24 protein-coding genes and 1 tRNA gene are annotated in these 21,681 nt (G+C 41.0%); 22 read left to right on the top strand and 3 right to left on the bottom strand.

All coding sequences use genetic code 11. The annotated features are described in order from the left end of the window. The first annotated feature begins 112 nt into the window (after positions 1-112). From PGRAN_RS09195 to PGRAN_RS09150, 10 genes are all read left to right on the top strand, one after another. On the top strand, positions 113-487 hold the full coding sequence (locus PGRAN_RS09195) for a BlaI/MecI/CopY family transcriptional regulator (RefSeq protein ID WP_241433329.1): 375 nt from the start codon (positions 113-115) through the stop codon (positions 485-487). A 6-nt stretch (positions 488-493) separates the two neighbouring features. Then, positions 494-1,480 carry a M56 family metallopeptidase gene (locus tag PGRAN_RS09190; RefSeq protein WP_036066666.1) on the top strand — a complete coding sequence of 329 codons (987 nt, stop codon included), beginning with the start codon at positions 494-496 and terminating at the stop codon, positions 1,478-1,480. Beyond that, positions 1,477-2,433, top strand: a complete 957-nt coding sequence (locus PGRAN_RS09185; RefSeq protein WP_036066626.1) for a PepSY domain-containing protein — start codon at positions 1,477-1,479, stop codon at positions 2,431-2,433. The genes PGRAN_RS09190 and PGRAN_RS09185 overlap by 4 nt, the downstream gene beginning before the upstream one ends. Before the next feature lie 180 nt (positions 2,434-2,613). After that, on the top strand, positions 2,614-3,336 hold the full coding sequence (locus PGRAN_RS15725; protein ID WP_051998552.1) for a DUF975 family protein: 723 nt from the start codon (positions 2,614-2,616) through the stop codon (positions 3,334-3,336). Positions 3,337-3,351: 15 nt separating this feature from the next. Beyond that, a complete protein-coding gene (locus tag PGRAN_RS15720; RefSeq protein ID WP_051998551.1) occupies positions 3,352-3,705 on the top strand; it encodes an iron chaperone in 354 nt (117 codons plus the stop codon). Positions 3,706-3,885: 180 nt separating this feature from the next. After that, the gene (locus PGRAN_RS09170) at positions 3,886-5,685 is read left to right on the top strand and encodes a glycosyl hydrolase family 28-related protein (protein ID WP_036066625.1); all 1,800 of its coding nucleotides are present in this window, start codon (positions 3,886-3,888) and stop codon (positions 5,683-5,685) included. A 13-nt stretch (positions 5,686-5,698) separates the two neighbouring features. Beyond that, entirely contained in the window at positions 5,699-6,058 is a 360-nt protein-coding gene (locus tag PGRAN_RS09165) for an MmcQ/YjbR family DNA-binding protein (protein ID WP_036066624.1), read from the top strand. Between the two features lie 191 nt (positions 6,059-6,249). Continuing rightward, a complete protein-coding gene (locus PGRAN_RS09160) occupies positions 6,250-7,539 on the top strand; it encodes an adenylosuccinate synthase (RefSeq protein ID WP_036066622.1) in 1,290 nt (429 codons plus the stop codon). A 332-nt stretch (positions 7,540-7,871) separates the two neighbouring features. Beyond that, positions 7,872-9,671 (top strand): glycoside hydrolase family 2 protein, encoded by a 1,800-nt coding sequence (locus PGRAN_RS09155; protein ID WP_036066619.1) that lies wholly within the window; start codon positions 7,872-7,874, stop codon positions 9,669-9,671. A 115-nt stretch (positions 9,672-9,786) separates the two neighbouring features. Continuing rightward, positions 9,787-9,859: transfer RNA gene (locus tag PGRAN_RS09150), tRNA-Lys, on the top strand. 234 nt (positions 9,860-10,093) lie between these two features. Here PGRAN_RS09150 and PGRAN_RS09145 read toward each other — a convergent pair. Together PGRAN_RS09145 and PGRAN_RS16800 are read right to left on the bottom strand one after the other, a co-directional pair. Further along, complete coding sequence (locus PGRAN_RS09145) at positions 10,094-10,993, bottom strand: MalY/PatB family protein (RefSeq protein WP_338151711.1); 900 nt, start codon at positions 10,991-10,993, stop codon at positions 10,094-10,096. Positions 10,994-11,028: 35 nt separating this feature from the next. After that, a complete protein-coding gene (locus tag PGRAN_RS16800) occupies positions 11,029-11,199 on the bottom strand; it encodes a hypothetical protein (RefSeq protein WP_159101131.1) in 171 nt (56 codons plus the stop codon). Between the two features lie 410 nt (positions 11,200-11,609). Between PGRAN_RS16800 and PGRAN_RS17025 the strand changes: the two genes are divergently transcribed. The 8 genes from PGRAN_RS17025 to PGRAN_RS09110 all read left to right on the top strand — a co-directional run bounded on the left by PGRAN_RS17025 (position 11,610) and on the right by PGRAN_RS09110 (position 16,790). Continuing rightward, the gene (locus PGRAN_RS17025; protein ID WP_036066617.1) at positions 11,610-11,810 is read left to right on the top strand and encodes a hypothetical protein; all 201 of its coding nucleotides are present in this window, start codon (positions 11,610-11,612) and stop codon (positions 11,808-11,810) included. Between the two features lie 355 nt (positions 11,811-12,165). Further along, the gene (locus PGRAN_RS09135; RefSeq protein WP_036066614.1) at positions 12,166-13,149 is read left to right on the top strand and encodes a mannose/fructose/sorbose PTS transporter subunit IIA; all 984 of its coding nucleotides are present in this window, start codon (positions 12,166-12,168) and stop codon (positions 13,147-13,149) included. Positions 13,150-13,174: 25 nt separating this feature from the next. After that, positions 13,175-13,981, top strand: coding sequence for a PTS mannose/fructose/sorbose transporter subunit IIC (locus PGRAN_RS09130; RefSeq protein ID WP_036066613.1), 807 nt, complete (start codon positions 13,175-13,177; stop codon positions 13,979-13,981). 42 nt (positions 13,982-14,023) lie between these two features. Next, positions 14,024-14,923, top strand: coding sequence for a PTS system mannose/fructose/sorbose family transporter subunit IID (locus tag PGRAN_RS09125; protein ID WP_036066612.1), 900 nt, complete (start codon positions 14,024-14,026; stop codon positions 14,921-14,923). Between the two features lie 105 nt (positions 14,924-15,028). Continuing rightward, the gene (locus PGRAN_RS09120; protein ID WP_036066609.1) at positions 15,029-15,415 is read left to right on the top strand and encodes a DUF956 family protein; all 387 of its coding nucleotides are present in this window, start codon (positions 15,029-15,031) and stop codon (positions 15,413-15,415) included. A gap of 144 nt (positions 15,416-15,559) precedes the next feature. Further along, positions 15,560-15,724: a hypothetical protein gene (locus tag PGRAN_RS16795; protein WP_159101130.1), complete on the top strand. Its 165-nt coding sequence runs from the start codon at positions 15,560-15,562 to the stop codon at positions 15,722-15,724. An 18-nt stretch (positions 15,725-15,742) separates the two neighbouring features. Then, positions 15,743-16,327, top strand: a complete 585-nt coding sequence (locus PGRAN_RS09115; RefSeq protein ID WP_036066607.1) for a GNAT family N-acetyltransferase — start codon at positions 15,743-15,745, stop codon at positions 16,325-16,327. A gap of 109 nt (positions 16,328-16,436) precedes the next feature. After that, positions 16,437-16,790 carry a DUF2200 domain-containing protein gene (locus PGRAN_RS09110; protein WP_036066605.1) on the top strand — a complete coding sequence of 118 codons (354 nt, stop codon included), beginning with the start codon at positions 16,437-16,439 and terminating at the stop codon, positions 16,788-16,790. 52 nt (positions 16,791-16,842) lie between these two features. Here the strand turns inward: PGRAN_RS09110 and PGRAN_RS09105 are convergent, their stop codons facing one another. Continuing rightward, the gene (locus tag PGRAN_RS09105; protein WP_036066604.1) at positions 16,843-17,439 is read right to left on the bottom strand and encodes a class I SAM-dependent methyltransferase; all 597 of its coding nucleotides are present in this window, start codon (positions 17,437-17,439) and stop codon (positions 16,843-16,845) included. A 127-nt stretch (positions 17,440-17,566) separates the two neighbouring features. On the opposite strand from PGRAN_RS09105, the gene PGRAN_RS09100 reads away from it, so the two are divergent. From PGRAN_RS09100 to PGRAN_RS16035, 4 genes are all read left to right on the top strand, one after another. Further along, complete coding sequence (locus tag PGRAN_RS09100) at positions 17,567-18,052, top strand: GNAT family N-acetyltransferase (RefSeq protein WP_051998549.1); 486 nt, start codon at positions 17,567-17,569, stop codon at positions 18,050-18,052. A gap of 477 nt (positions 18,053-18,529) precedes the next feature. Beyond that, the gene (locus PGRAN_RS09095) at positions 18,530-19,912 is read left to right on the top strand and encodes an amino acid permease (protein WP_036066602.1); all 1,383 of its coding nucleotides are present in this window, start codon (positions 18,530-18,532) and stop codon (positions 19,910-19,912) included. Between the two features lie 150 nt (positions 19,913-20,062). After that, positions 20,063-20,632, top strand: a complete 570-nt coding sequence (locus PGRAN_RS17495) for an amidase family protein (protein ID WP_051998548.1) — start codon at positions 20,063-20,065, stop codon at positions 20,630-20,632. A 13-nt stretch (positions 20,633-20,645) separates the two neighbouring features. Then, entirely contained in the window at positions 20,646-21,617 is a 972-nt protein-coding gene (locus tag PGRAN_RS16035; RefSeq protein ID WP_277619715.1) for an amidase family protein, read from the top strand. The last annotated feature ends 64 nt before the right edge of the window (positions 21,618-21,681 follow it).

The following is a 21,681-nucleotide window of genomic DNA, read 5'->3' as shown; positions in this document are numbered from 1 at the left end:
GGCCAGAATATTTTTTGTATCAAATATAAAATTAATTTTCAAATAAACACTTGACTTTTAAAAACGACAAATGTAGAATGTAATTAACGACAAGTGTAGAAAGTGAGAGGTGATGAAGAAAATGAAGCGATTGCCGGATGCGGAATTCGAAATTATGAAAGCTGTTTGGAAGAGTTCGCCTCCTGTTTCCACGAATCAAATTATCTCGATGTTGGATGGAGATAAACACTGGAAGCCTCAGACAGTACTTACTCTATTAGTGCGCTTAATTGAGCGGGATTTTCTAGAAAGTGAGAAGGTTGGGCGGGAGAGAGTGTATTCGCCAATTGTGACGGAGGAGACGTATCTTCAATTAGAAACGGAGCAATTTATGGACAAGCATTACAATAATTCGCTAGTGGGACTTGTCAATACGCTGTATAAGGGCGGCGATGTGTCGGAGGAAGACATTGACGAGCTCAAAGACTGGCTTTCAAAAAGGGAGTGATAACACTTGGAACATATCATCTACACGCTATTAGAAGCTTCTATCACAATGGCGATCATCATCGTGCTAGTTTTACTATTTCATCATTTTTTCGGAAAAAAATATGCAGCTAAATGGCGCTACTATATTTGGTTTGTCGTTTTACTGGGGCTACTTCTGCCATTTCGACCTGAGTTTGAAACGGCGCTTATCAAGGCACCCATTGTTACGAATGTGGCAACCAATACGAACGAACCACAAGCGACGTCTGGTGGAGCCACGAATATCAGCGAGGTAAATGCCGTAGAAACACCAGCTGCGACGTGGTCGTGGTCATTGCCGCTGATTTTATTTAGCATTTGGCTCACTGGATTTATCATTTTTCTGGCATATAATATCTGGAAGCATTATCGCTTTTTAAACATGGTGAAGCGCTGGACGAAGCCGGTTACGGATAGAAGGATATTGTCGTTGTTCGAGCAAGAGAAACACGCGTTGGGAATAAAATCAAAGCATATCGATATACATATGTGCCGATTTGAAATTAGCCCGATGCTGATCGGGTTCCGGAAACCAACCATTTTATTACCGGAGAAACCGATTGATGATGAAGAATTATCATTGATTTTGCGTCATGAATTAGTGCACTATAGGCGCAAGGATTTGTGGGTGAACACAGCACTGTTACTCGCTACAGCAATCCATTGGTTTAATCCATTTGTGTATGTGATGGGTAGAGCATTTCAAAATGATTGTGAAGAATCATGTGATGAGCAGCTGCTTATGGGCGCAAACCTTGAGAAGAGAAGAACTTACGGGGAAGCGATCATTGGCTTGATTAAAAACAAAGATGTAAAACGAACAGCTTTATCAACTAATTTTTATGGAGGGAAAAGAACATTGAAAAACAGACTAACATCGATTATGGATACGAGTAAGAAAAAGGTAGGCGTAGCAGTACTTTGCTGTGGCGCAACGGCAGTAGCAGTTATTTTATCAGGCAGTATTTTATGAATCAAGGCAGTGAGAAAGCCGAGGCAGCAGCGGAAATCACGGCGAAGCGCGCACAAGAAATTGCTTTGGCAGAAACTGGCGGCGGCACAGTCGTGAAGTACAGCCTAGACTACGATAATGGCAAGAAAATGTACGATATCAAGATTGTAAAAGGTAACGTGGAGTATGAAATGGACATCAGCGCAACCAACTCCAAAATTTACAGTTTCGAGAAAAAAACGATTCCAACCACAGCAAAAGCTACAACGACGGCGGCAACTTCCAAGCTAAAAGTGACGCCAGTAAAAGAAATTACAGTAGCTAGAGCTAAGCAAATCGCTCTTGCAAAAACTGGCGGAGGAACAGTGACGCGCGCAACAGTGGACTATGAAAACGGCAGAAAAGTGTTCGACATCCAAATCGTCAATGGCAGTGCAAAATATGAAATGGACGTCGGCGCAACCGATTCGAAAATTTACAGCTACGAAAAAGAAACGGTGAGAACGAACTCAGCGAAAGCGAACAACAGCACACAAAATAATACAACAAATAACGCACAGACAACAAAGCCAAAAACGAATACAACAGCACCGAAAACAAGCACTGCAACGGAAATCACAGCAGCACGAGCACAACAAATCGCATTAGCTAAAACGGGTGGCGGTAGAGTTGTTCAATCAAGCGTTGATTATGAAAACGGTCGTAAAGTATACGATATTAAAATCATCAATGGCAATCTAGAATATGACATGGAGATTGGCGCGGCGAATTCAGTCGTGTATAGCTTTGAAAAAGAAGTTATCAATAAGCAACCTGCGACGAGCACGAAGCCAAACACTAACAGCACTTCAAATAATGCTACGTATAATGATTATGACGACGATGATGATCGCTATGATAATGACAATGACAATGATGACGATGACAAGTACGATAATGACTACGATGACGATGACAGATACGACAACGACTAAGTTACCATACATGAGCACTCCTCATAAAGTAGACGCTAGAAAAATTTCTAGTATCTATTTTATGGGGAGTTTTTCTGTAAAGTTTCCCAATATATGATTGCGGTTGCAGCATGCTATGCGATATACTTAGAGAGACTGTTGACATCAGCAGAATTACAGGATGAAAGGGAGCGTTATATAATGAAAAAAATAGCAAAGCAGCGTTTAAGAGGCGTCTATCTCTATTCGCTTATCGTGTGGTTAGTGTACATGTACGTGACTGATCGAATGGAAGATTATCAATTCGCATTGGAAGGGTATACATCTGTGATCCCGTCCATTGGAGATGTATTGCCGAATTCGATTATTGCAGGAATTATTTTATGGTTAGCCTATATTTTTATTGGCTTGCCGTTAATGGGGTCGATCCAATGGTTTTTCCTGAGTATTGCAGATCAACAAAAAGCAAGTTGGCGCGAAATTTTAGAAGTATTTACAAAGAAAAATTATGTACGGTATTTCGTCGCGAGTCTGATTATAATGATTTTTATTGGATTATGGTCGCTACTTTTGATTGTGCCGGGGATTATTAAGTCATTTAGTTATTCCCAAACGTTCCGATTAATGCGCGATAACCCAGAAATGGGCGTGATGGACGCGATCACTTTGAGCCGCAAACGGATGAATGGGCGCAAAACGGAATTGTTTTTTCTACAGTTGAGCTTTATTGTGTGGCTTATTCTACCAGGGATATTACTGATTGTCGGCTTTGCTTTGGGAAATATGGCGTTAGTCGCGGTTGGGGACGTACTATTCTTCATCGCATTGGCGCTTATCGGACCGTATTTCCAGACGACGAATGCCGTGTTTTATGTGGAAGAAATTAGAGGTAGAAATGACGCCAATCAAGCTTTAAAATTTTGATTTGGAGGAGAGCACATGGTGGAAACGGTAGATCAATACATCGCTTGCTTAGAGACGGAAGAACAGCATAAATGGACGATGACGTTTGTTGCGTTTATGCGTGAGAATTATCCGGATTTTGAAGAGAAAATTTCCTATCAAATTCCGACGTTCAAATTCGGTCAGCAATACATCGCCTTTTCGAATGCAAAAACGCATTTTTCGGTGCATACGCTAGATTTTGAGTTGGTTTTGGAGATGAAAAACCGCTTACCGAGAGCAAAATTCGGAAAAGGCTGCGTAAAAATGAAATTTGAAGATGATGATGCGATTCCAGAACTGTTTAAATTCTGTCGGGAAATCGTAGTTCGGAATCAAATAGGTATGTAATTTTGTTGAAGAAATCGCCCAAGTTGAGATGTAACTTGGGCGTTTTTTTTGGCTTCTAGAAACAGTTTAAACAAAAAATGACTTTTAATGTCGTGTCGAAGCAGATTAGATGACGAAGCTCTGTGGTATAGTAATTAAGAGAACGCTTGTTCTTGTTTTGGAATAGAGGGGGATATAGAGATGTATAATGATACCATTTTAGATGGAGCAGTTGTAAATGTGAAAGATGTGCTATTCGGCGCAAAAGGAGATGGGAAAACCGATGATACAGTGGCGATTCAGGCAGCGATAGACGCCTTGTTTGCATCGCCGGTTGGGCCAAGTTCCACGGTTGCGATGGAAGGCGGAATCGTGTTTTTTCCACCCGGTGAGTATGTGATAACGAAGCCAATTTATGTTGTTAATACGGGGATTAAGTTGATAGGCGCGTCGCCAGTGGCTTCTCTCATCGTTCCGCGAGGCGAGTTAGTGACGGATTCGAGTGGTGCGAAGAAGGTATTGTTTGATGGGATAGAAGAAGGAAATGCTGTGATTGAGATTAAATATATTAATAAAGAAGGCAAGCGAACCTTTATGCGGAATTTGAATATCCAGAATCTAGGTTTCGACCTTCGTAATGTGAATAAAACAACGATGATTCGTGCGATTCGACCTTATGATTTGTGTCATTTTGAGAACCTGATGTTTGTGAATATTAGGGGAACCGCGATTGCTTGTATTAGTGAATATCCGGATAACGCGCAGCCAGAGCCGAAAGGATTGGGACAAGGGCTGGTTTTGCGCGATATTCATATTGACAATAGTAGTACGGTTCTCGACAGCTTAAAAAATGGACAGTATGTTACGTTTAATAAGCTAATCGATCGTGGTCGCCCGCAAGATGCCACGCTTCCTGCTATTTATTTAGAAAATATCAACGAGAGTTATTTAGATGGCGTCAAAGTGAATGCGACAGGCGTGGAGGTTGATATGGCGGGGAACATCATTCGTGATGCCGCGATGCAAACAAAGATTTCGTACGCGCCGAGATCCGCGCTATTGATGGAAGGTTGTCAAGGCGTCAATATTCATATGTCCTCCTTTAATCAGTTAAGCAAAGCCGCGATTGATATTTGCAAAGGCACGATGGGAAAACAACGCGCGTCCATTTACAATTTTATTGGTGGGAATACGTTTGAAGAGATAACCGAATGTGCGATTCGAATGAATGGTGGCGTGGTGACTGATGGTGCCGGGAAAAATGTGAGTAATATTATCATCAATGAAAATCGTATTTTAGGTAATCGCCAGCCAGAATACGTGTATCAGCTTGACCATTGTGATTTAATCACTATTCATGGCCGTGCGAGCGTGAAAATAGGTTCCAATGCACTGAACACGACAATTTATGCGTCAGATATTAACAAGGCAAGTAGCGATAATTCTATTTTAGGTGAGCGGAAAATAGTGGATGAAGGTCAGCGTACATTGCTTATAGGGCGCGAATATCGTTTTGATAACTACACACAGGCGTTGGTGATTAATTCTGTAGTAAAACCAGGTGGATTAGAACTTCCTGTTGATGAACGTGCGACTATTGAACGCGCGGCTCCATCAAATGCGGGTAAAATTGCGATCGTTCAAGAAAACAATGAAGATAAGTTGTTTTTTGTGAAGAAATGTCTAGACGGAACATACCAATGGGCGCGTGTGCAGAGTGAGCTAGTGTATACAGATTACGTTACTCCGAATAAATATAAGCTGAGTACATCCTATATTACGGGAACCTATATTGGGAATGTGACGAAACTGCGTGTGCTAGCAACAAATCGCACAACCGGCGCAGTGATTGAAAAAGCTGGCGGTGAGTTTTTTGCAGATGGTACGTTCCGATTCTACTACAAAGCAGTGTTGAATAATACGAACTATGATGTTAAGATGCAAGTAGTCAGCAGAACAGGCGAGATTTTCTACATTACTGGTCTTGAAATCGAATATTGAGAGGAGCTAGTTTATGAATAAATATCCAGCTATCCACCAAGCAGCGCTGAACTTAAAAGGCGCAACGCATGATTACAAAGAAGAGTGGGGTTCCGACCGCTATTTTGTTGGTGAAAAAATGTTTGCGATGTGTGGTACGAACAAAGAAGGGCGTGATATTCTCACGGTCAAAGTTGAGCCGAACCAGGGCGAAATTTTGCGAGCGGAGAACCCGGCGATTATTCCGGGCTACTACATGAATAAATCCCATTGGGTGTCCGTATTGCTGGATGAAGAAAAGAACGATGACTTCCTTGCAAAACTGCTAGCGCACGCATACGAGCAAGTCTTACGAAAACTCCCGAAATACCGTCAAAAAGAGATCGAAGGCTAAAAAAAGAGGTTATCGCGGAATCAAGTGAGCGATAACCTCTGTTTCACATTACTGTAGAAGCGAACGATTCACATGTCTAATTTCCAAAACGTTCGATAATTCATTGACTAATGCAAGGACAAACGGTACAATTAATAGTGGAAAAAGCTTGGCAAACCGAGCTTAAAAGACCAATTAAATGAGGTGTTTAGATGTCTTCAGTTGTTGTTGTAGGAACACAGTGGGGCGATGAAGGAAAAGGGAAGATTACGGATTTTCTTTCCGAGAATGCGGAGGCCATCGCGCGTTACCAAGGCGGTAATAATGCAGGTCATACGATCAAATTTGATGGAGAAACATACAAATTGCACTTGATTCCATCGGGTATTTTTTACAAAGAGAAGGTTAGTGTTATCGGAAACGGGATGGTTGTTGATCCGAAAGCGCTTGTGACCGAACTTGCATACTTACATGATAAAGGCGTTGATACTGGGAATCTGCGTATTTCAAACCGCGCGCACGTTATTTTACCATATCACATTCGCATTGACGAAGCTGATGAAGTTCGTAAAGGCGCTAACAAAATCGGCACAACCAAAAAAGGGATTGGTCCAGCATACATGGACAAAGCCGCTCGCGTTGGTATCCGTATCGTGGATCTTTTGGATAAAGAGACTTTTAAAGAGAAATTAGAGCATAACTTACAAGAGAAAAACCGTTTATTGGAGCGTTTCTATGAGTTGGAAGGCTTTAAAATAGAGGATATTTTAGAAGAGTACTACGAATATGGTCAGCAATTTAAGCAATATGTTTGCGATACATCAGTTGTGTTGAATGACGCGCTAGACGATGGCAAACGGGTTCTTTTTGAGGGTGCGCAAGGGGTTATGCTGGATATTGACCAAGGTACATATCCGTTCGTAACGTCGAGTAATCCGATTGCTGGTGGTGTGACAATTGGTAGCGGCGTTGGCCCATCTAAAATTAACCACGTTGTCGGCGTTGCCAAAGCGTATACGACGCGTGTTGGTGATGGTCCGTTTCCGACGGAGCTTGATAATGAAATCGGGGATAGAATTCGTGAAGTTGGCCGTGAATACGGAACGACGACTGGCCGTCCGCGCCGTGTTGGTTGGTTTGACAGTGTTGTTGTCCGCCACGCCCGCCGTGTGAGTGGTTTGACGGATCTTTCCTTGACGCTTTTGGACGTGTTGACAGGCATTAAGAAATTGCAAGTCTGTGTCGCGTATGAGTTGGATGGCAAGGTTATTGAAGAGTTCCCAGCGAGTTTGAAAGAATTAGCTCGTTGTAAGCCGGTATACGAAGAGTTAGGCGGTTGGGAAGAGGACATAACGAATGTGAAGTCGTTGGATGATTTACCGGCGAATGCGCGTCATTATATGGAACGTATTGCTCAGTTGACTGGCGTTCAGGTTTCGATGTTCTCTGTAGGACCAGATCGTTCGCAGACACATGTTGTGAAGAGTGTATGGCGATTATAAAGCTGAAACGGCCCGTTCAGCTCCGAAAAAAACTGGAGCGGCCGCAGTAAAAAGCCGCTCTTGCTTTTTGCCGCGGCCACGAAAATTCCGAGAGGCTGGCTCTTAAAGCTAGATTTCAAAGACGCAGAAATAGGGAGAGAAGTTAGGTGTAAATTCCTAGCTTCTCTTTTTTTATGTGTACATAGTTTTATGATTTACTATATAGTTAATGTTATTTTTATTTATTTGACAGGATGGTTATCTATTGTATATAATGCAAGTAAGATGGCTTTTTAGTTTAGTTAACTTTAGAGTTTACTGTAAGCGTTTTATATGAGAAGGAGCGATGCGAAATGTTGAGAGAAGAATATCCGCGACCGCAATTTGTAAGGGAAAACTGGATGAATTTGAATGGGGAATGGAAATTTGCTTTTGATGACGGGGACGTTGGGTTGCGTGAGGGCTGGTTTCGTGGCGATGTGACGTTTGCGAAACGGATTGTCGTGCCATTTGTGTATCAGACAGTGCTTAGTGGGGTTGATGATCAGACGCATCATGAGATTGTTTGGTATAAGCGGGAGTTTGAGTTGGATGGGGATTTGGACGGTGGCAAGGAAGTGAAGCTGCATTTTGGTGCGGTGGATTATTCGGCGAGCGTTTTTGTGAATGGGCAGAAGGTCGGTGAGCATGACGGCGGGCATACTTCGTTTACGTTAGATATTACGCCATTTGTGGCTAGTGATGAGGCTGTGACGCTAGTTGTGCGGGTATTTGATCCGCAAAAAGATGAGACGATTCCGCGTGGGAAGCAGAGTTGGACGCCGGAACCGGATTCGATTTGGTATACGAACACGACGGGAATTTGGCAGACGGTTTGGCTGGAAATCGTGGACGCGCTACATATTGAAAAGCTGCACATGACGCCGAATGTGGACACGGGTATGGTGGAACTCGATTTGATTTTTGCGGGTGGCGTTGTTGGTAAGCGCTTACGATATGCGATTCGTTTCGGGGAGACGTTGGTTGCTGAAGATGCGGTGACGTTGACGCAAAACCATATGCAACGCGACGTGGCGATTTATCAAAAACAGATTTTTCGCTCGCCGAACCATAATGATGGCTGGAATTGGACGCCAGAAAACCCGAACCTTTTCCATATTGCATTTTGCCTAGAGGATGATTCGGCGGTGTATGATGAAGTTTCGTCGTATTTCGGAATGCGCAAGGTGCACACGGAGGCCGGCATGATTTATTTGAACAACCGCCCTTACTACCAAAAATTGGTGCTAGATCAGGGTTACTGGCGCGAAGGTTTGTTGACTGCGCCGTCCGACGCGGCGTTGCGTTACGATATCGAGCTTGCCAAGGAAATGGGATTCAATGGTTGCCGCAAACATCAGAAAGTAGAAGATCCGCGTTTCCTATATTGGGCAGATACGCTGGGATACCTCGTTTGGGGCGAATGCGCGGCGGCGCCAGTTTACACAGAAGACGCCGCGACCAGACTGACTCGCGAATGGTTAGAAATTATCGAACGCGATTACAATCATCCGAGCATTGTGACGTGGGTGCCGATCAACGAAAGCTGGGGCGTACCAGGGATTCACAACAACCGTGAACAACAACATCACACCCAGGCGATGTATCATCTCATTCATTCACTCGACAAAACCCGTCCGGTAATCTCCAATGATGGCTGGGAAATGACCGAAACCGATATTTGTGCGGTGCATAATTATTCACACGGCCGAGAAGACGAACCCCAGAAGTATGCCGATTTTAGCGCGATGATCCACGACAAAGAAGCCATTTTGAAATCCCAACCCACATTACGCGCGGTCTATGCCGCAGGATTTGAGCACCAAGGCGCGCCAATTTTGCTAACAGAATTCGGTGGAATAGGTTTTCAAACAGGTGACCAGACAGGCTGGGGCTACACAACCGTGAAAAACGCCGAAGAATTCGTCGCCGATTACAGCCGCGTCATGCAAGCCGTTTACAGTTCCAAAGCCCTACATGGCTACTGCTACACCCAACTGACCGACGTGGAAGCCGAAATCAACGGGCTACTAACATACGACCGCGAGCCAAAATGTGAATTAAAGCGGATACGAGAGATAAATGACCAGTATTTCAATCAGATTGTAGAATAGATGACAAATAAGAAGGGCCCCAGAAAATGAGGTCCTTCCAACAATGTGTGAAATGTTTGCCAAGCCAGAGCGAAAGTGCTAGAATAAGTCTTGTCGGTAAAAACATTTATCGCACGGGTTGTTAGCTCAGTTGGTAGAGCAGCTGACTCTTAATCAGCGGGTCGTGGGTTCGATCCCCTCACAACCCATCTTAGAGCCTCAACAGTTTATGGCTGTTGGGGTTTTTATTTTGCTTTGAACTACCCGTCTCATCACGGGTAGTTCGATAATCAGCAATAAAAATACTTTCAAATTTAGCTTCGAAAACTTCGTGATCCAGCAAGTTGGTGCTCATCTTTTTAAAATGTAAAAATTCTCAAGCGCCCCCAAGCGTATAGGTTTCAAAATCTGGGTCGAATTTGACTATTCCAGAACCTTTAATTTTATAGAGCTCTGATTCCTGCAATAATACGAGATAAACCGATTTTTAAAATTTTCTTAGGACATGCAATATTAATTCTAATAAATCCGATTCCCTCTTCTCCAAAGTCTGAACCTATTTGAACATCCACTTTATTTTCAAGCAAAGCTTCGTAAAGTGCCTCATCTTCTACATTTAGAGCTCTACAATTCAGCCACATTAAATAAGTTGCCTCTAAGTTTGTCACAATTATCGAAGGACAGTGCCGTGCTACTTCCGATTTCACATAATTGTAATTTGAAATGATGTAATCATTAAGATTATCTACCCAGTCAGCGCTACCACTGTATGCTGCATTTAACGCGATTTTACCGAGTGTGTTCAAAGGGAAGTCTGAATGTTCATTTGTATATGTGTGGAATTTTCTTAGAAATTCAATATTAGTTGTTATATAAAACGAAGCTTTAATTCCAGCTAGATTAAATGTTTTTGTTGGAGCCATTAAAGTAATAATTTGTTTTTCATATTTAGGGCATGCCTTAGCCAGAGGTATATGCTTATAACCAGGCATTGTTAAATCTGCATGAACTTCGTCGGAGATAATAGGTACATTATATTTTTTACATATTTCAACCATAGTAGTCAATTCTTCCAAATTCCAACATCGACAACCAGGGTTTTGTGGGTTACAAAGGATAAAAAGTTTCGCTTTTGCAACTTTTTCTTCAAAGTTTAACCAGTCTATCGAGTAGCTTTTATTTTTATAAACTAATGGTGAGGAAATATCATTGCGCCCCATTCTCCTCGTTATTAAAAAAAAGGGATGATAGATAGGTGTATGCATTAATATAAAATCATTCTTTTTAGTTAGACAATGAATAACCATTGAAATAGAAGATAATACAGATTCTTTGAAAAATATTGAAGATTCATTTACGGTGAAATCATGCCTAGTGTCTAACCAATTGGATATGTTTTTTTTACAGCATAATCAGATAGTTGATTGGTGTACATTTGGCTATCTATTTTTTCTTGAAGTGCTTTAATCACATTTGGCGGGGCCTTAAAATCCATGTCAGCAATCCACATAGGAATAATGTCACCCAAATTGATACCTTTAGGAGCCATGACGTTGCCCTATTCAAGTTATGTATTTGGAGGATATAGTATAATGATTGTGGGTATTCTCTTCACATTAAGTATGCTAGCTATTTTCATAACTTCCAAGAGAATGGAGCGGTTAACATCTAATAGCTAATATGTAGATTGAAGTTTTGGAGCATCATAATGATGTTGACATTTAAGTGAGATATGGAGTTAGTGTTGCACATGTGGAGATTTTTTGCGGATGATTACTTGTGTAGGTTGTTGGGTGTTTAAGATAGCAAGTTTTTAACTTCTGAGTAATTTATAAGATGGGTCGCTGTCGAGTCTAACGTGTAAGGGTATGCGATTATTAAGTTCGAGTGACTGTAGAGCGCAATCACTTGAGTAAAGTTTCCAAATCATCGGTGATAAGATAATTTAGGAGGACTGACATGAAAAAAACTATATTGACTATAGGAATATCGCTCTTTGTGTTGCTTAGTTTTATGGATATTATGCTACTCAATGATGTGAATACCTCGACAATAGTGGGAGCTTTGATATTGGGAGTTGCTCAGACCTTAATAGTTCTTATTCCAATAGTAATAATTATTCTACTAGTTAAGATGATCAAGAAACGAGGTACAAACTGATTAAAAACGACTACCAATGTGCGAAGTTTGGTGGTCGTTTTTTATTTGTGTTGTGGACGTAATGGCGATCCCTAACTCAAATTCACAAAAAATAGTTTACCCGACTGCACTAAAGGGAACGATATATTAACTTCGACCAAAAACAGCATGTGTCTTGTATACCAACGCAATACACTATCCGGAAAACGCAAAACATCCGTATCGCCGAATAATACACTAGTTATTTTAATCTCAATTAATATGTATCAATCCCTGTCATATAAGGCTTAATCGTCAATACACTAAAGTTGGCACGAAAATTGCTTTATATTAATTGGGTAGAAAAATAAAATTTAATTATGTAGGAGGGAAAAAGATGGTAGGAATTATCCTTGCAACTCATGGCGAATTTGCTGAAGGTATCTTGCAGTCCGGAACAATGATTTTCGGGGAACAAGAAAACGTTAAAGCAATCACATTGATGCCAAGCGAAGGCCCAGAAGATATCAAAGCCAAGATGGAAGCAGCAATCGCGTCATTTGATAGCCAAGATGAAGTACTATTCTTAGTTGATCTTTGGGGAGGCACCCCGTTCAACCAAGCAAACGGTTTGTATGAAGAACATAAAGATAAGTGGGCAATTGTCGCTGGTCTTAACTTGCCAATGTTGATTGAATCTTTTGCATCACGTTTTTCAATGAACTCTGCGCAAGAAATCGCTAAAGCTATTTTGACACCAGGTCAAGAAGGCGTGCGTGTCAAACCAGAAGAATTACAACCGCAACCACAAGAAGCAGCAGTTGCTGAACAACCAAAATCGGACCTTGCTCCAGGAACAGTTGTTGGTGACGGCAAAATTAAATTTGTCTTAGCACGCGTTGACTCTCGTTTATTACACGGTCAAGTTGCTACTGCATGGACAAAATCAACAAATCCAACGCGCATCATCGTCGTTTCTGACGCGGTTGCAAAAGACGATCTTCGTAAAAAATTAATCGAACAAGCGGCACCACCTGGCGTTAAAGCCAATGTTATTCCAGTAGACAAAATGATTGAGATTTCAAAAGATCCTCGTTTTGGGAATACAAAAGCACTTCTTTTATTCGAAAACCCGCAAGATGTTCTCCGTGCTGTAGAAGGCGGCGTGGAAATCGAGCAAGTAAACGTTGGTTCTATGGCCCATTCAGTTGGTAAGGCAGTTGTAAGTAAAGTACTTGCAATGGGACAAGAGGATGTAGAAGCTTTCGAAAAATTGAAAGCAAAAGGGATTAAGTTTGATGTTCGGAAAGTTCCTAACGATTCGAGCGCAAACATGGACGACATCATCAAGAAAGCAAAAGCTGAACTAAAAGCGCAGTAATAAATTCAAAATAGGAGGTATATTTATGTCTGTAATAGCAATAATTTTAGTAATTTTAATTGCCTTTCTAGCTGGTATGGAAGGAATCTTAGACGAATTCCAATTCCATCAGCCACTAGTAGCATGTACATTAATCGGTCTAGTAACAGGTAACTTAACGGCATGTATTATCCTTGGTGGGACACTTCAAATGATTGCGCTTGGTTGGGCAAACATTGGAGCAGCAGTAGCGCCGGATGCCGCACTTGCGTCAGTAGCATCAGCAATTATTTTAGTATTAGGTGGACAAGGCGTAGCAGGTATTCCTTCAGCGATTGCCATCGCGATTCCACTTGCAGTAGCAGGTCTTTTCTTAACAATGATCGTTCGTACTTTGGCAGTTCCTATCGTACATTTAATGGATAGAGCCGCAGCAAAAGGAAGTTTCAGAGAAGTGGAATGGTTGCATATCGGTGCCATCTGTATGCAAGGTGTTCGTATCGCGATTCCAGCAGCAGCACTTTTATTCATTCCAGCAGACAGCGTACAATCTTTCCTAGAATCAATGCCAGCATGGTTAACAGAAGGTATGGCAATTGGTGGGGGAATGGTAGTAGCAGTAGGTTATGCGCTTGTTATTAACATGATGGCAACAAAAGAAGTATGGCCATTTTTCATCATCGGTTTTGTCGTAGCAGCAATTACTCAATTAACACTTATCGCAATTGGTGCTCTAGGTGTTGCGTTAGCTCTTATTTACCTTAACCTTTCTAAAATGGGTGGCGGTAATTCAAACGGTGGCGGAGGCGGTAATTCCAAAGATCCGCTCGGCGACATCCTAAACGACTATTAAACCTAAAAAAGGAGGAGAAAAGAATGGCAGAAACAGAAAAAAATTGTCTTATCGAAAAAAGACCGCTTGAGTGTAGCTTGGCGTTCTACGTTTATTCAAGGTTCTTGGAACTATGAGCGTATGCAAAATGGTGGTTGGGCATTCTCAATGATTCCAGCAATCAAAAAATTATATAAATCAAAAGAAGACCGTTCAGCGGCGATGAAACGTCACTTGGAATTCTTTAATACACATCCATATGTAGCATCACCAATTCTTGGAGTAACACTTGCACTGGAAGAAGAACGTGCCAATGGTGCACCAGTTGATGACGTAGCAATCCAAGGGGTAAAAGTCGGGATGATGGGACCTCTAGCCGGTATTGGAGATCCAGTATTCTGGTTTACAGTTCGTCCAATGTTAGGTGCATTAGGAGCTTCTCTTGCAATCAGCGGAAACATCCTTGGCCCAATCATTTTCTTCGTAGCTTGGAACATTATTCGTTGGAGCTTCATGTGGTATACACAAGAGTTTGGTTACAAAGCTGGTTCTAAAATCACAGACGATCTTTCCGGTGGCCTTTTACAAGATATCACAAAAGGTGCTTCCATACTCGGGATGTTCGTGCTCGCCGCCCTGGTGCAGAGGTGGGTATCCATTGTCTTCAAACCAGTCATTTCTGAAGTTAAGCTAGATAATGGTGCCTATATTGATTGGAATTCACTTCCAAGTGGTGTTGACGGTGTTAAAACAGCATTCGAACAATACACGCAAGGATTATCACTTTCTCAAGTAAAAGTAACAACTTTGCAAAATAACTTGGATAGCTTAATTCCAGGACTTGCAGCATTACTACTAACATTCCTATGTATGTGGTTGCTTAAGAAAAAAATCAGTCCAATTGTCATCATTCTAGGACTATTCGTAGTTGGTGTAGTTGGTCACGTAATCGGACTTCTGTAAAATTAAGCCGATAAAAAAGAGGCTGGTGCAATTAATGGCTAGCCTCTTTTTATTAGTTTAAGGTATAATGATTAAAACGAGTGAAAAGAAATGGAGCGAATGTAGTTGGTTGAATCGATTAATACACAAGTAGACATGAAAATAGATGCCACCGCTTTTACCGGACTGACAGATTATGGTGAAATTTTGATTGGGGATAAAGGCTTCGAATTTTACAACTCACGCGATGTACGCAAGTTTATCCAAATCCCGTGGGAAGAAGTGGATCAAGTCATCGTTTCAGTCATGCTAAAAGGTAAATGGATTCCTCGCTACGCCATCAAAACCAAGCGCAATGGCACGTTTACGTTTGCTTCTAAGAGGCCAAAAGATGTACTCCGAGCAATAAGGGTTTATGTAGATCCAGCTAATATGGTGAGTTCTCTGAGCTTCTTTGATGTCATCAAAAATGCCTTTAAATCCATGTTCACGAAGAAAAAAAAGAAGAAGTGAGCCATTAGTCTTCTGGAATTAGCTCTGATACAATGAAGTTATGTGATTTTTTATATTTTACAAAATTAACCATATTTATTTACAAAGTAACTTCTATCAGTTATACTAGAACTATCTATAAATAAATGACAGGAGGGTATCTGTATGGCAACAAGCATACAAAAAAATAATAACGTTATTGCTTTGCGTGATAAAGATTTCAACAAAGCTGTTAAATTATTTGAAAGCCCCACTATTGATTTAAATAAAGTTAATTCAGTTGCGCTAAAGATGAAGAGCGCGAAAAAAGTAAATATAAAGATTCATTAATTAGGAGATTGAGCTAAGATGAGTGATGATGGACGACAAACAAGTGATGAGATCGATGTATTTTCTCTAAATTCATTAGTGTTTCATGATGAAGTTGTAGGCCCCTTTGAATGCGGGATTGCGTTATTGGATGATTTTATCTGCACGGAGGCTATCAAACAAGATACAGAAATGCTTAATTCTACAACGGTTATGATGAAAGGTAACGAATTGATTGGCTATTTTACCATATGTGCGGGGGAGGTAACTTTAGCGAAGAAATTCAAAAAATCTAAAACAAAATATTTTACTAATCAATTGAAAATTTATCCAGCCTTTAAGATTACCCATTTTGCGATAAAATCAAAGTATCAAAGGCAAGGTTATGGATTAACCCTTATGAATACTCTTTTTAGGATATTTAGTGTAAATATTGCTCCATACGTTAAGTTTCCAGTTTTAGTGGTCGATTCTTTGAATACTAAGTCCACCGAGTTTTACAAGTCTATGGGTTTTTCTGATATTGAACAATTTTCTGGTGTAGGACAACATTTAATGGGCATTGCAACTAGAGAAGTTCAGGAAATTATCATTAAAGAAATGAGCGACAGTGATATAGTCTAAATTAAGCCCCTCTACTAGGGTTTCTTTGCATTTTCTTTAAAAGATGATATCTTTGAAGTAGAAGGCACGATTAAGAAGCGCAAAACTAGTAACGAGGAGGAGAATCAAAATGAAAAAGCCAAGAATTTTTGCAATGTCATTTGCAAGTGTATATCCGTTGTACATACAGAAAGTTGAAAGGAAAGGAAGAACAAAAGCGGAGGTTGATGAGATCATTTTCTGGTTAACTGGCTATGATCAGAAAGCTTTGCAAAACGTGTTGGAGCAGAAAGTAGATTTTGAAACCTTTTTCGAGCAGGCGCCGGAAATGAATTCTAATGTCGGCTTGATTACAGGCGTGATTTGTGGCTATCGTGTCGAGGATATCGAGGACAAATTGATGCAACAAATTCGTTATTTGGATAAGTTGATCGATGAACTGGCTAAAGGAAAAGCAATGGACAAAATTCTTAGAAAAGCATAGACGCAAAAAGACAGGAACATTCGAAAAATTAGCGGATGTTCCTGTCTTCTATTTATTTACTACTAGTAGCTATAAAAAGGGAGGCATCTTGATTCATAAATAGGTTGTTACCGTGATGGAATACTTCGATAGTTGCGTTTTTAAAACCTGTCTGTGCTAGTAGTTCCTCTAGTTCGGCAGCGACAAATCCATTATGGACTTTTGGATGGCTTATTTGAGGGTTTTTATCGAAATCGACAATGATCAATTTACCGTTCTCATTTAACGTCTTGTAGAGTTGCTCTAGAATGATTTTCGTATCTGGAATATGTAGCAGGACTAGTGATACGAGAATAATATCTGCTTTTACAGGGATGGTATCTGCTGTGAAATCAGAGACTAAAGCGCTAACGTTTTGGAGCGGATGAGATGCTAGTTTTTCATTTATAATCGCCACCATATTTTCTGCTGCATCGATTAGAGTAGCGGATTCGACAAGGCCAGCCAGTTGCAAGCCAACGAGTCCCGTCCCGCTCCCATAATCGATGAGCGTCTTATCACCCGCGTCCGCCAATTCTTCTTTGACTCTATTAGCAATGATATTCGCAAGTTCGATTCGTTGGGGATTATCGTATTTTTTTGCTATATTTTCGAAAATATTATCTTCCATTTTTTAGCACGTCCTTTATTGCATGATAGAGTATCAGTATAGTAGAATCCGGTGTTTTTAGCAATGAATCGCATGGTGGTTGCACGCTTTTGGTGGGGAATGACAAACTAGGTGAGGAGTGATACATATGGCAATTAGGATTACTAGCCAAACAGAGGCGGATATTCCAGCGTTGTGGGAAATAGAAAAAACCGTCATGATAAAAGGGACGACACCACATATCGTGAAGGAAAACGAGTACGAGCAATTTAAACAGGATATTATGGCGCAACAAATGTTGGTAGCAAAAGATGAGGACGGCGTCGTGCTAGGCTCTTTGATATACCACTATCCTGGCAGCTCCGTCACGCGCAAACGGCAGTGGCTTTTCGGAATTTCTGTATCAAAAGCTGCACAAGGAAAAGGCGTAGGGAAGAAGCTAATTTCAAGTTTATTCGAGCTCGGAAAGGAAAATGGCATCGGCAAAATCGCTATGCGGGTCATGGCTACAAACACGAGCGCTATCGCATTTTATAAGCATTTAGGTTTTGAGCAAGAGGCGTATTTCAAGCGTGAATTTTGGATAGATGGTGAATGGGTGGATGACTATCAGTTTGCGTATTATTTGGATTAAAACCTTATTGGCATACCAAATACGAGATAATGAAGCGAGTTTTAAAAAATTGGTCTATCCTAAAAAATTACATATTATTTATAACTAAAGTATGATTGAAATTGAAAATATGTTAAACGAAATACACAATGAAATTCAATTTTTCACAAACTTATCGATTGGAAGCTCTCATGAGAAAATATAATCAATAAATCTGTGAATTACAAATTAAAAATCCGAACTTGTTATATGTATTGTTCATCAATGGGTTTAAAGAAAAATAAAAATTATAAGCGCTCTTCATTGTGCAAATTCTTGTGCATGTGATACAATGATATAAATGATAGCGGTTACATTGTGAATGAAAAAATTATGGTGTTCAGGTTCATTTTACGGTATGATAGAAGAATAAAACTTGAAGACATTGTTTCACACAAGATTGAGATTTTGCTGGATTGGTTAGGTGCGGATCTCAACAATAATAAGGAGGAAATACATATGTCAGAAGAACGACAATTAGAGAGAGGCTTAAAAAATCGCCATGTGCAGTTGATAGCGATTGGAGGCGCAATCGGAACTGGTTTGTTTCTTGGCTCAGGGAAATCGATTCATTTAGCAGGACCGTCGATACTGTTTGCTTATACGATTACTGGAATTATTTGTTTCTTGATCATGCGTGCGCTAGGAGAATTACTCTTATCGAATCTGAATTACCACTCGTTCGTTGACTTTGTTTTTGATTACTTAGGCAATGGCGCGGCTTTCGTAACTGGTTGGACCTATTGGTTCTGCTGGATCTCCATTGCGATGGCCGATTTGACTGCGGTCGGTCTATATACGCAATTCTGGTTTCCGAATGTGGCGCAATGGGTGCCGGGTCTGATCGCGTTAGTTATTTTGCTCGTGATGAATCTTGCAACCGTGAAATTGTTCGGTGAAATGGAATTCTGGTTCGCGCTTATTAAGGTAATCGCGATATTGGCATTGATTGTTGTTGGTACATTCATGATTATAAAAGGATTTTCAACAGATGCAGGCGCGTCTAGCTTTACTAATTTATGGAGTCACGGCGGTTGGTTCCCGAACGGTGCAAGCGGCTTTATTCTATCGTTCCAGATGGTTGTATTCGCTTTTGTCGGGATTGAGCTTGTCGGCTTGATGGCTGGGGAGACGAAAGACCCCGAGAAAGTAATTCCAAAAGCGATCAACAATATCCCGATTCGGATTATTATCTTCTATATAGGTGCGTTAATTGTGATTATGAGTATTTATCCATGGAATGACATTAATCCAGCACAAAGTCCGTTTGTACAGGTTTTCGCGGCTTTAGGAATCGCGGCAGCAGCAGCTATCGTTAACTTTGTCGTTTTAACTTCGGCGGCATCAGCGTGTAACAGTGCGGTTTTCAGTACAAGCCGGATGGTCTACTCGCTTGCCAAAGAAAAGAACGCACCATACCCGATGACAAAATTAACATCACATAAAGTTCCCGCCAATGCATTATTCTTCTCGACGATTGTTATCTTGATTGCGGTTATTCTAAACTACGTGATGCCAGAAGGTGTGTTCACGCTCATCACAAGTATTTCGACAGTATGTTTCTTGTATATTTGGGGAATCACGGTTATCTGTCACTTGAAATATCGTAAAACACGTCCAGAACTTGCAGCAAAAAATAAATTCAAAATGCCGCTATATCCAGTTGCTAACTACGTGATTCTTGTGTTCCTAGCTTTCATACTTGTTGTGCTAGCACTAGCGGAAGACACACGTGTAGCGCTGTTCGTAACGCCGGTTTGGTTCGTACTTCTAGTCGGGATTTATTTCATTCGTAAAGCGAGAACACAGAAGCAAGAACAGAACGCGACAGATTTAGATTAATAAGACTTCACTCAGAAAAACTGGAGCCTGCTTGTGGGTTTCAGTTTTTTGTTTGCCTTGCTTACAAATTTGTTTTGTTCTGTCACATACATCGAGGGATTCAGTGCTTGCTAAGGTGTATACTTAGGAAAAAACAATGGAGGCGACAACATGAGAAAAGGTATCATTATCGGGAGCGCAATGACAGTGTTAATTTTGGCGGTAGGGGGGGCCTATTGGTTGCTGACCAAGAGCGACACTACAAAAACTGGGAAGAACATGATGTATGAGCAAAAACGTGTTTTAGATCCAGTGAATAAACAATTAAAGACGCTTGATATCAGTAAACTAGAAGCGAAAGAAAAGCTAGTTATTGGTGCTGATGTCAATCAAATACAGCGACTCATTGCGACAAATAAGTTGAATTACGAGGAACTGGTGGGCACCTACTTAAATCGTATTAAGAAATATGATCAAAATGGACCAAAGCTAAATGCTATTACAGAAATAAATCCTAACGTCTTAGATGAGGCGAGGAAGCTCGATCAACACGCAAGTGCAAACAAAGCATCTTTACACGGAATACCGGTCTTACTAAAAGATAATATCGGTACGAAAAAAATGCCAACAAGCGCTGGTGCTGTAGCATTGAAGGACTGGGTGATCGGAAAAGATGCCACAATAGTAAAAAATTTAAAAGGCGAGTGGCGCGCTAATTCTCGGCAAAACAAACATGTCTGAATGGGCGAATTATATGGATCCTAGAATGCCAAGTGGTTACTCTGGAAAGACAGGACAGGACAAAAATCCGTATCTTGATGCAACACCATCGGGATCGAGTGCAGGTTCAGCAACAGCTGTGACAAGCGATTTTGCCGCTGTGACAATTGGGACAGAGACGAATGGTTCCATCATCTCACCAGCGATAGCTCAATCGGTAGTAGGGTTTAAGCCCAGTCATGGCACGGTTAGTGGCGAGTTAGTGATTCCGTTATCCAGACATTTCGATACGCCAGGCCCGATAACGAGAACTGTAAAAGACGCCTATTTGACGACAAGTGCCTTTATCAATCAGCCGATAAAAGCCGAGCTATCTAAAGAAGGGCTGAAAGGGAAGCGGATTGGCATATTATTTGATGCAGACAGCGCCATTTCTAAAAAAATCATATCAGACCTAGAGGTAGCAGGTGCTACGGTTGTAAAAGGAATGAAACTAGAAGAAAACCAGCAAGATTTCACCACATTTGATGACATCTTAAAAGCCGATTTTAAAACGGATTTGAATCAATTTTTGGAGAAGAATCAGGCGCCTATGAAGGATTTGGCAGCAATTATTGCGTTTAATAAATTAGATGAGGCGAGGAACATGAAGTATGGCCAAGGAAACTTGGAGGAATCGGAGAAAAATGAGGCCACAGTAGCGAGTGTCGATCAGCGTGCCGATGATTTAATTAAAAAGGCGAATAAGCGTATCGAATCGCTGTTAACCTCGAATAAATTAGATGCGCTGGTTGATCTAAATGCCGATAGTTTATTTTTAGTGCCGATCGCAGGAAATCCTGAATTGACCATCCCAGCTGGTTATGAAAAAGATGGTCAGCCGGTCGGTATGACGTTTGTTGGGCCGAATAAAGCAGATGAATCAATCTTTGAGATGGGATATGCCTATGAGCAAATTTCCAAAAATCGCAAAAGCCCCGTAATATCAGCAGACAATTCAAAATAAAAATGAAGCAACGCTAAATTCGGAAGGTAGCGGATTTAGCGTTGCTTTTTAGGTTGTAAAACTT

Origin of the sequence: Listeria grandensis FSL F6-0971 (genome assembly GCF_000525835.1) — a bacterium.
GTDB classification, from domain to species: domain Bacteria; phylum Bacillota; class Bacilli; order Lactobacillales; family Listeriaceae; genus Listeria_A; species Listeria_A grandensis.
The sequence above is the reverse complement of the archived record's forward strand: the minus strand, read 5'-3'. Positions and strand labels throughout refer to the sequence as shown.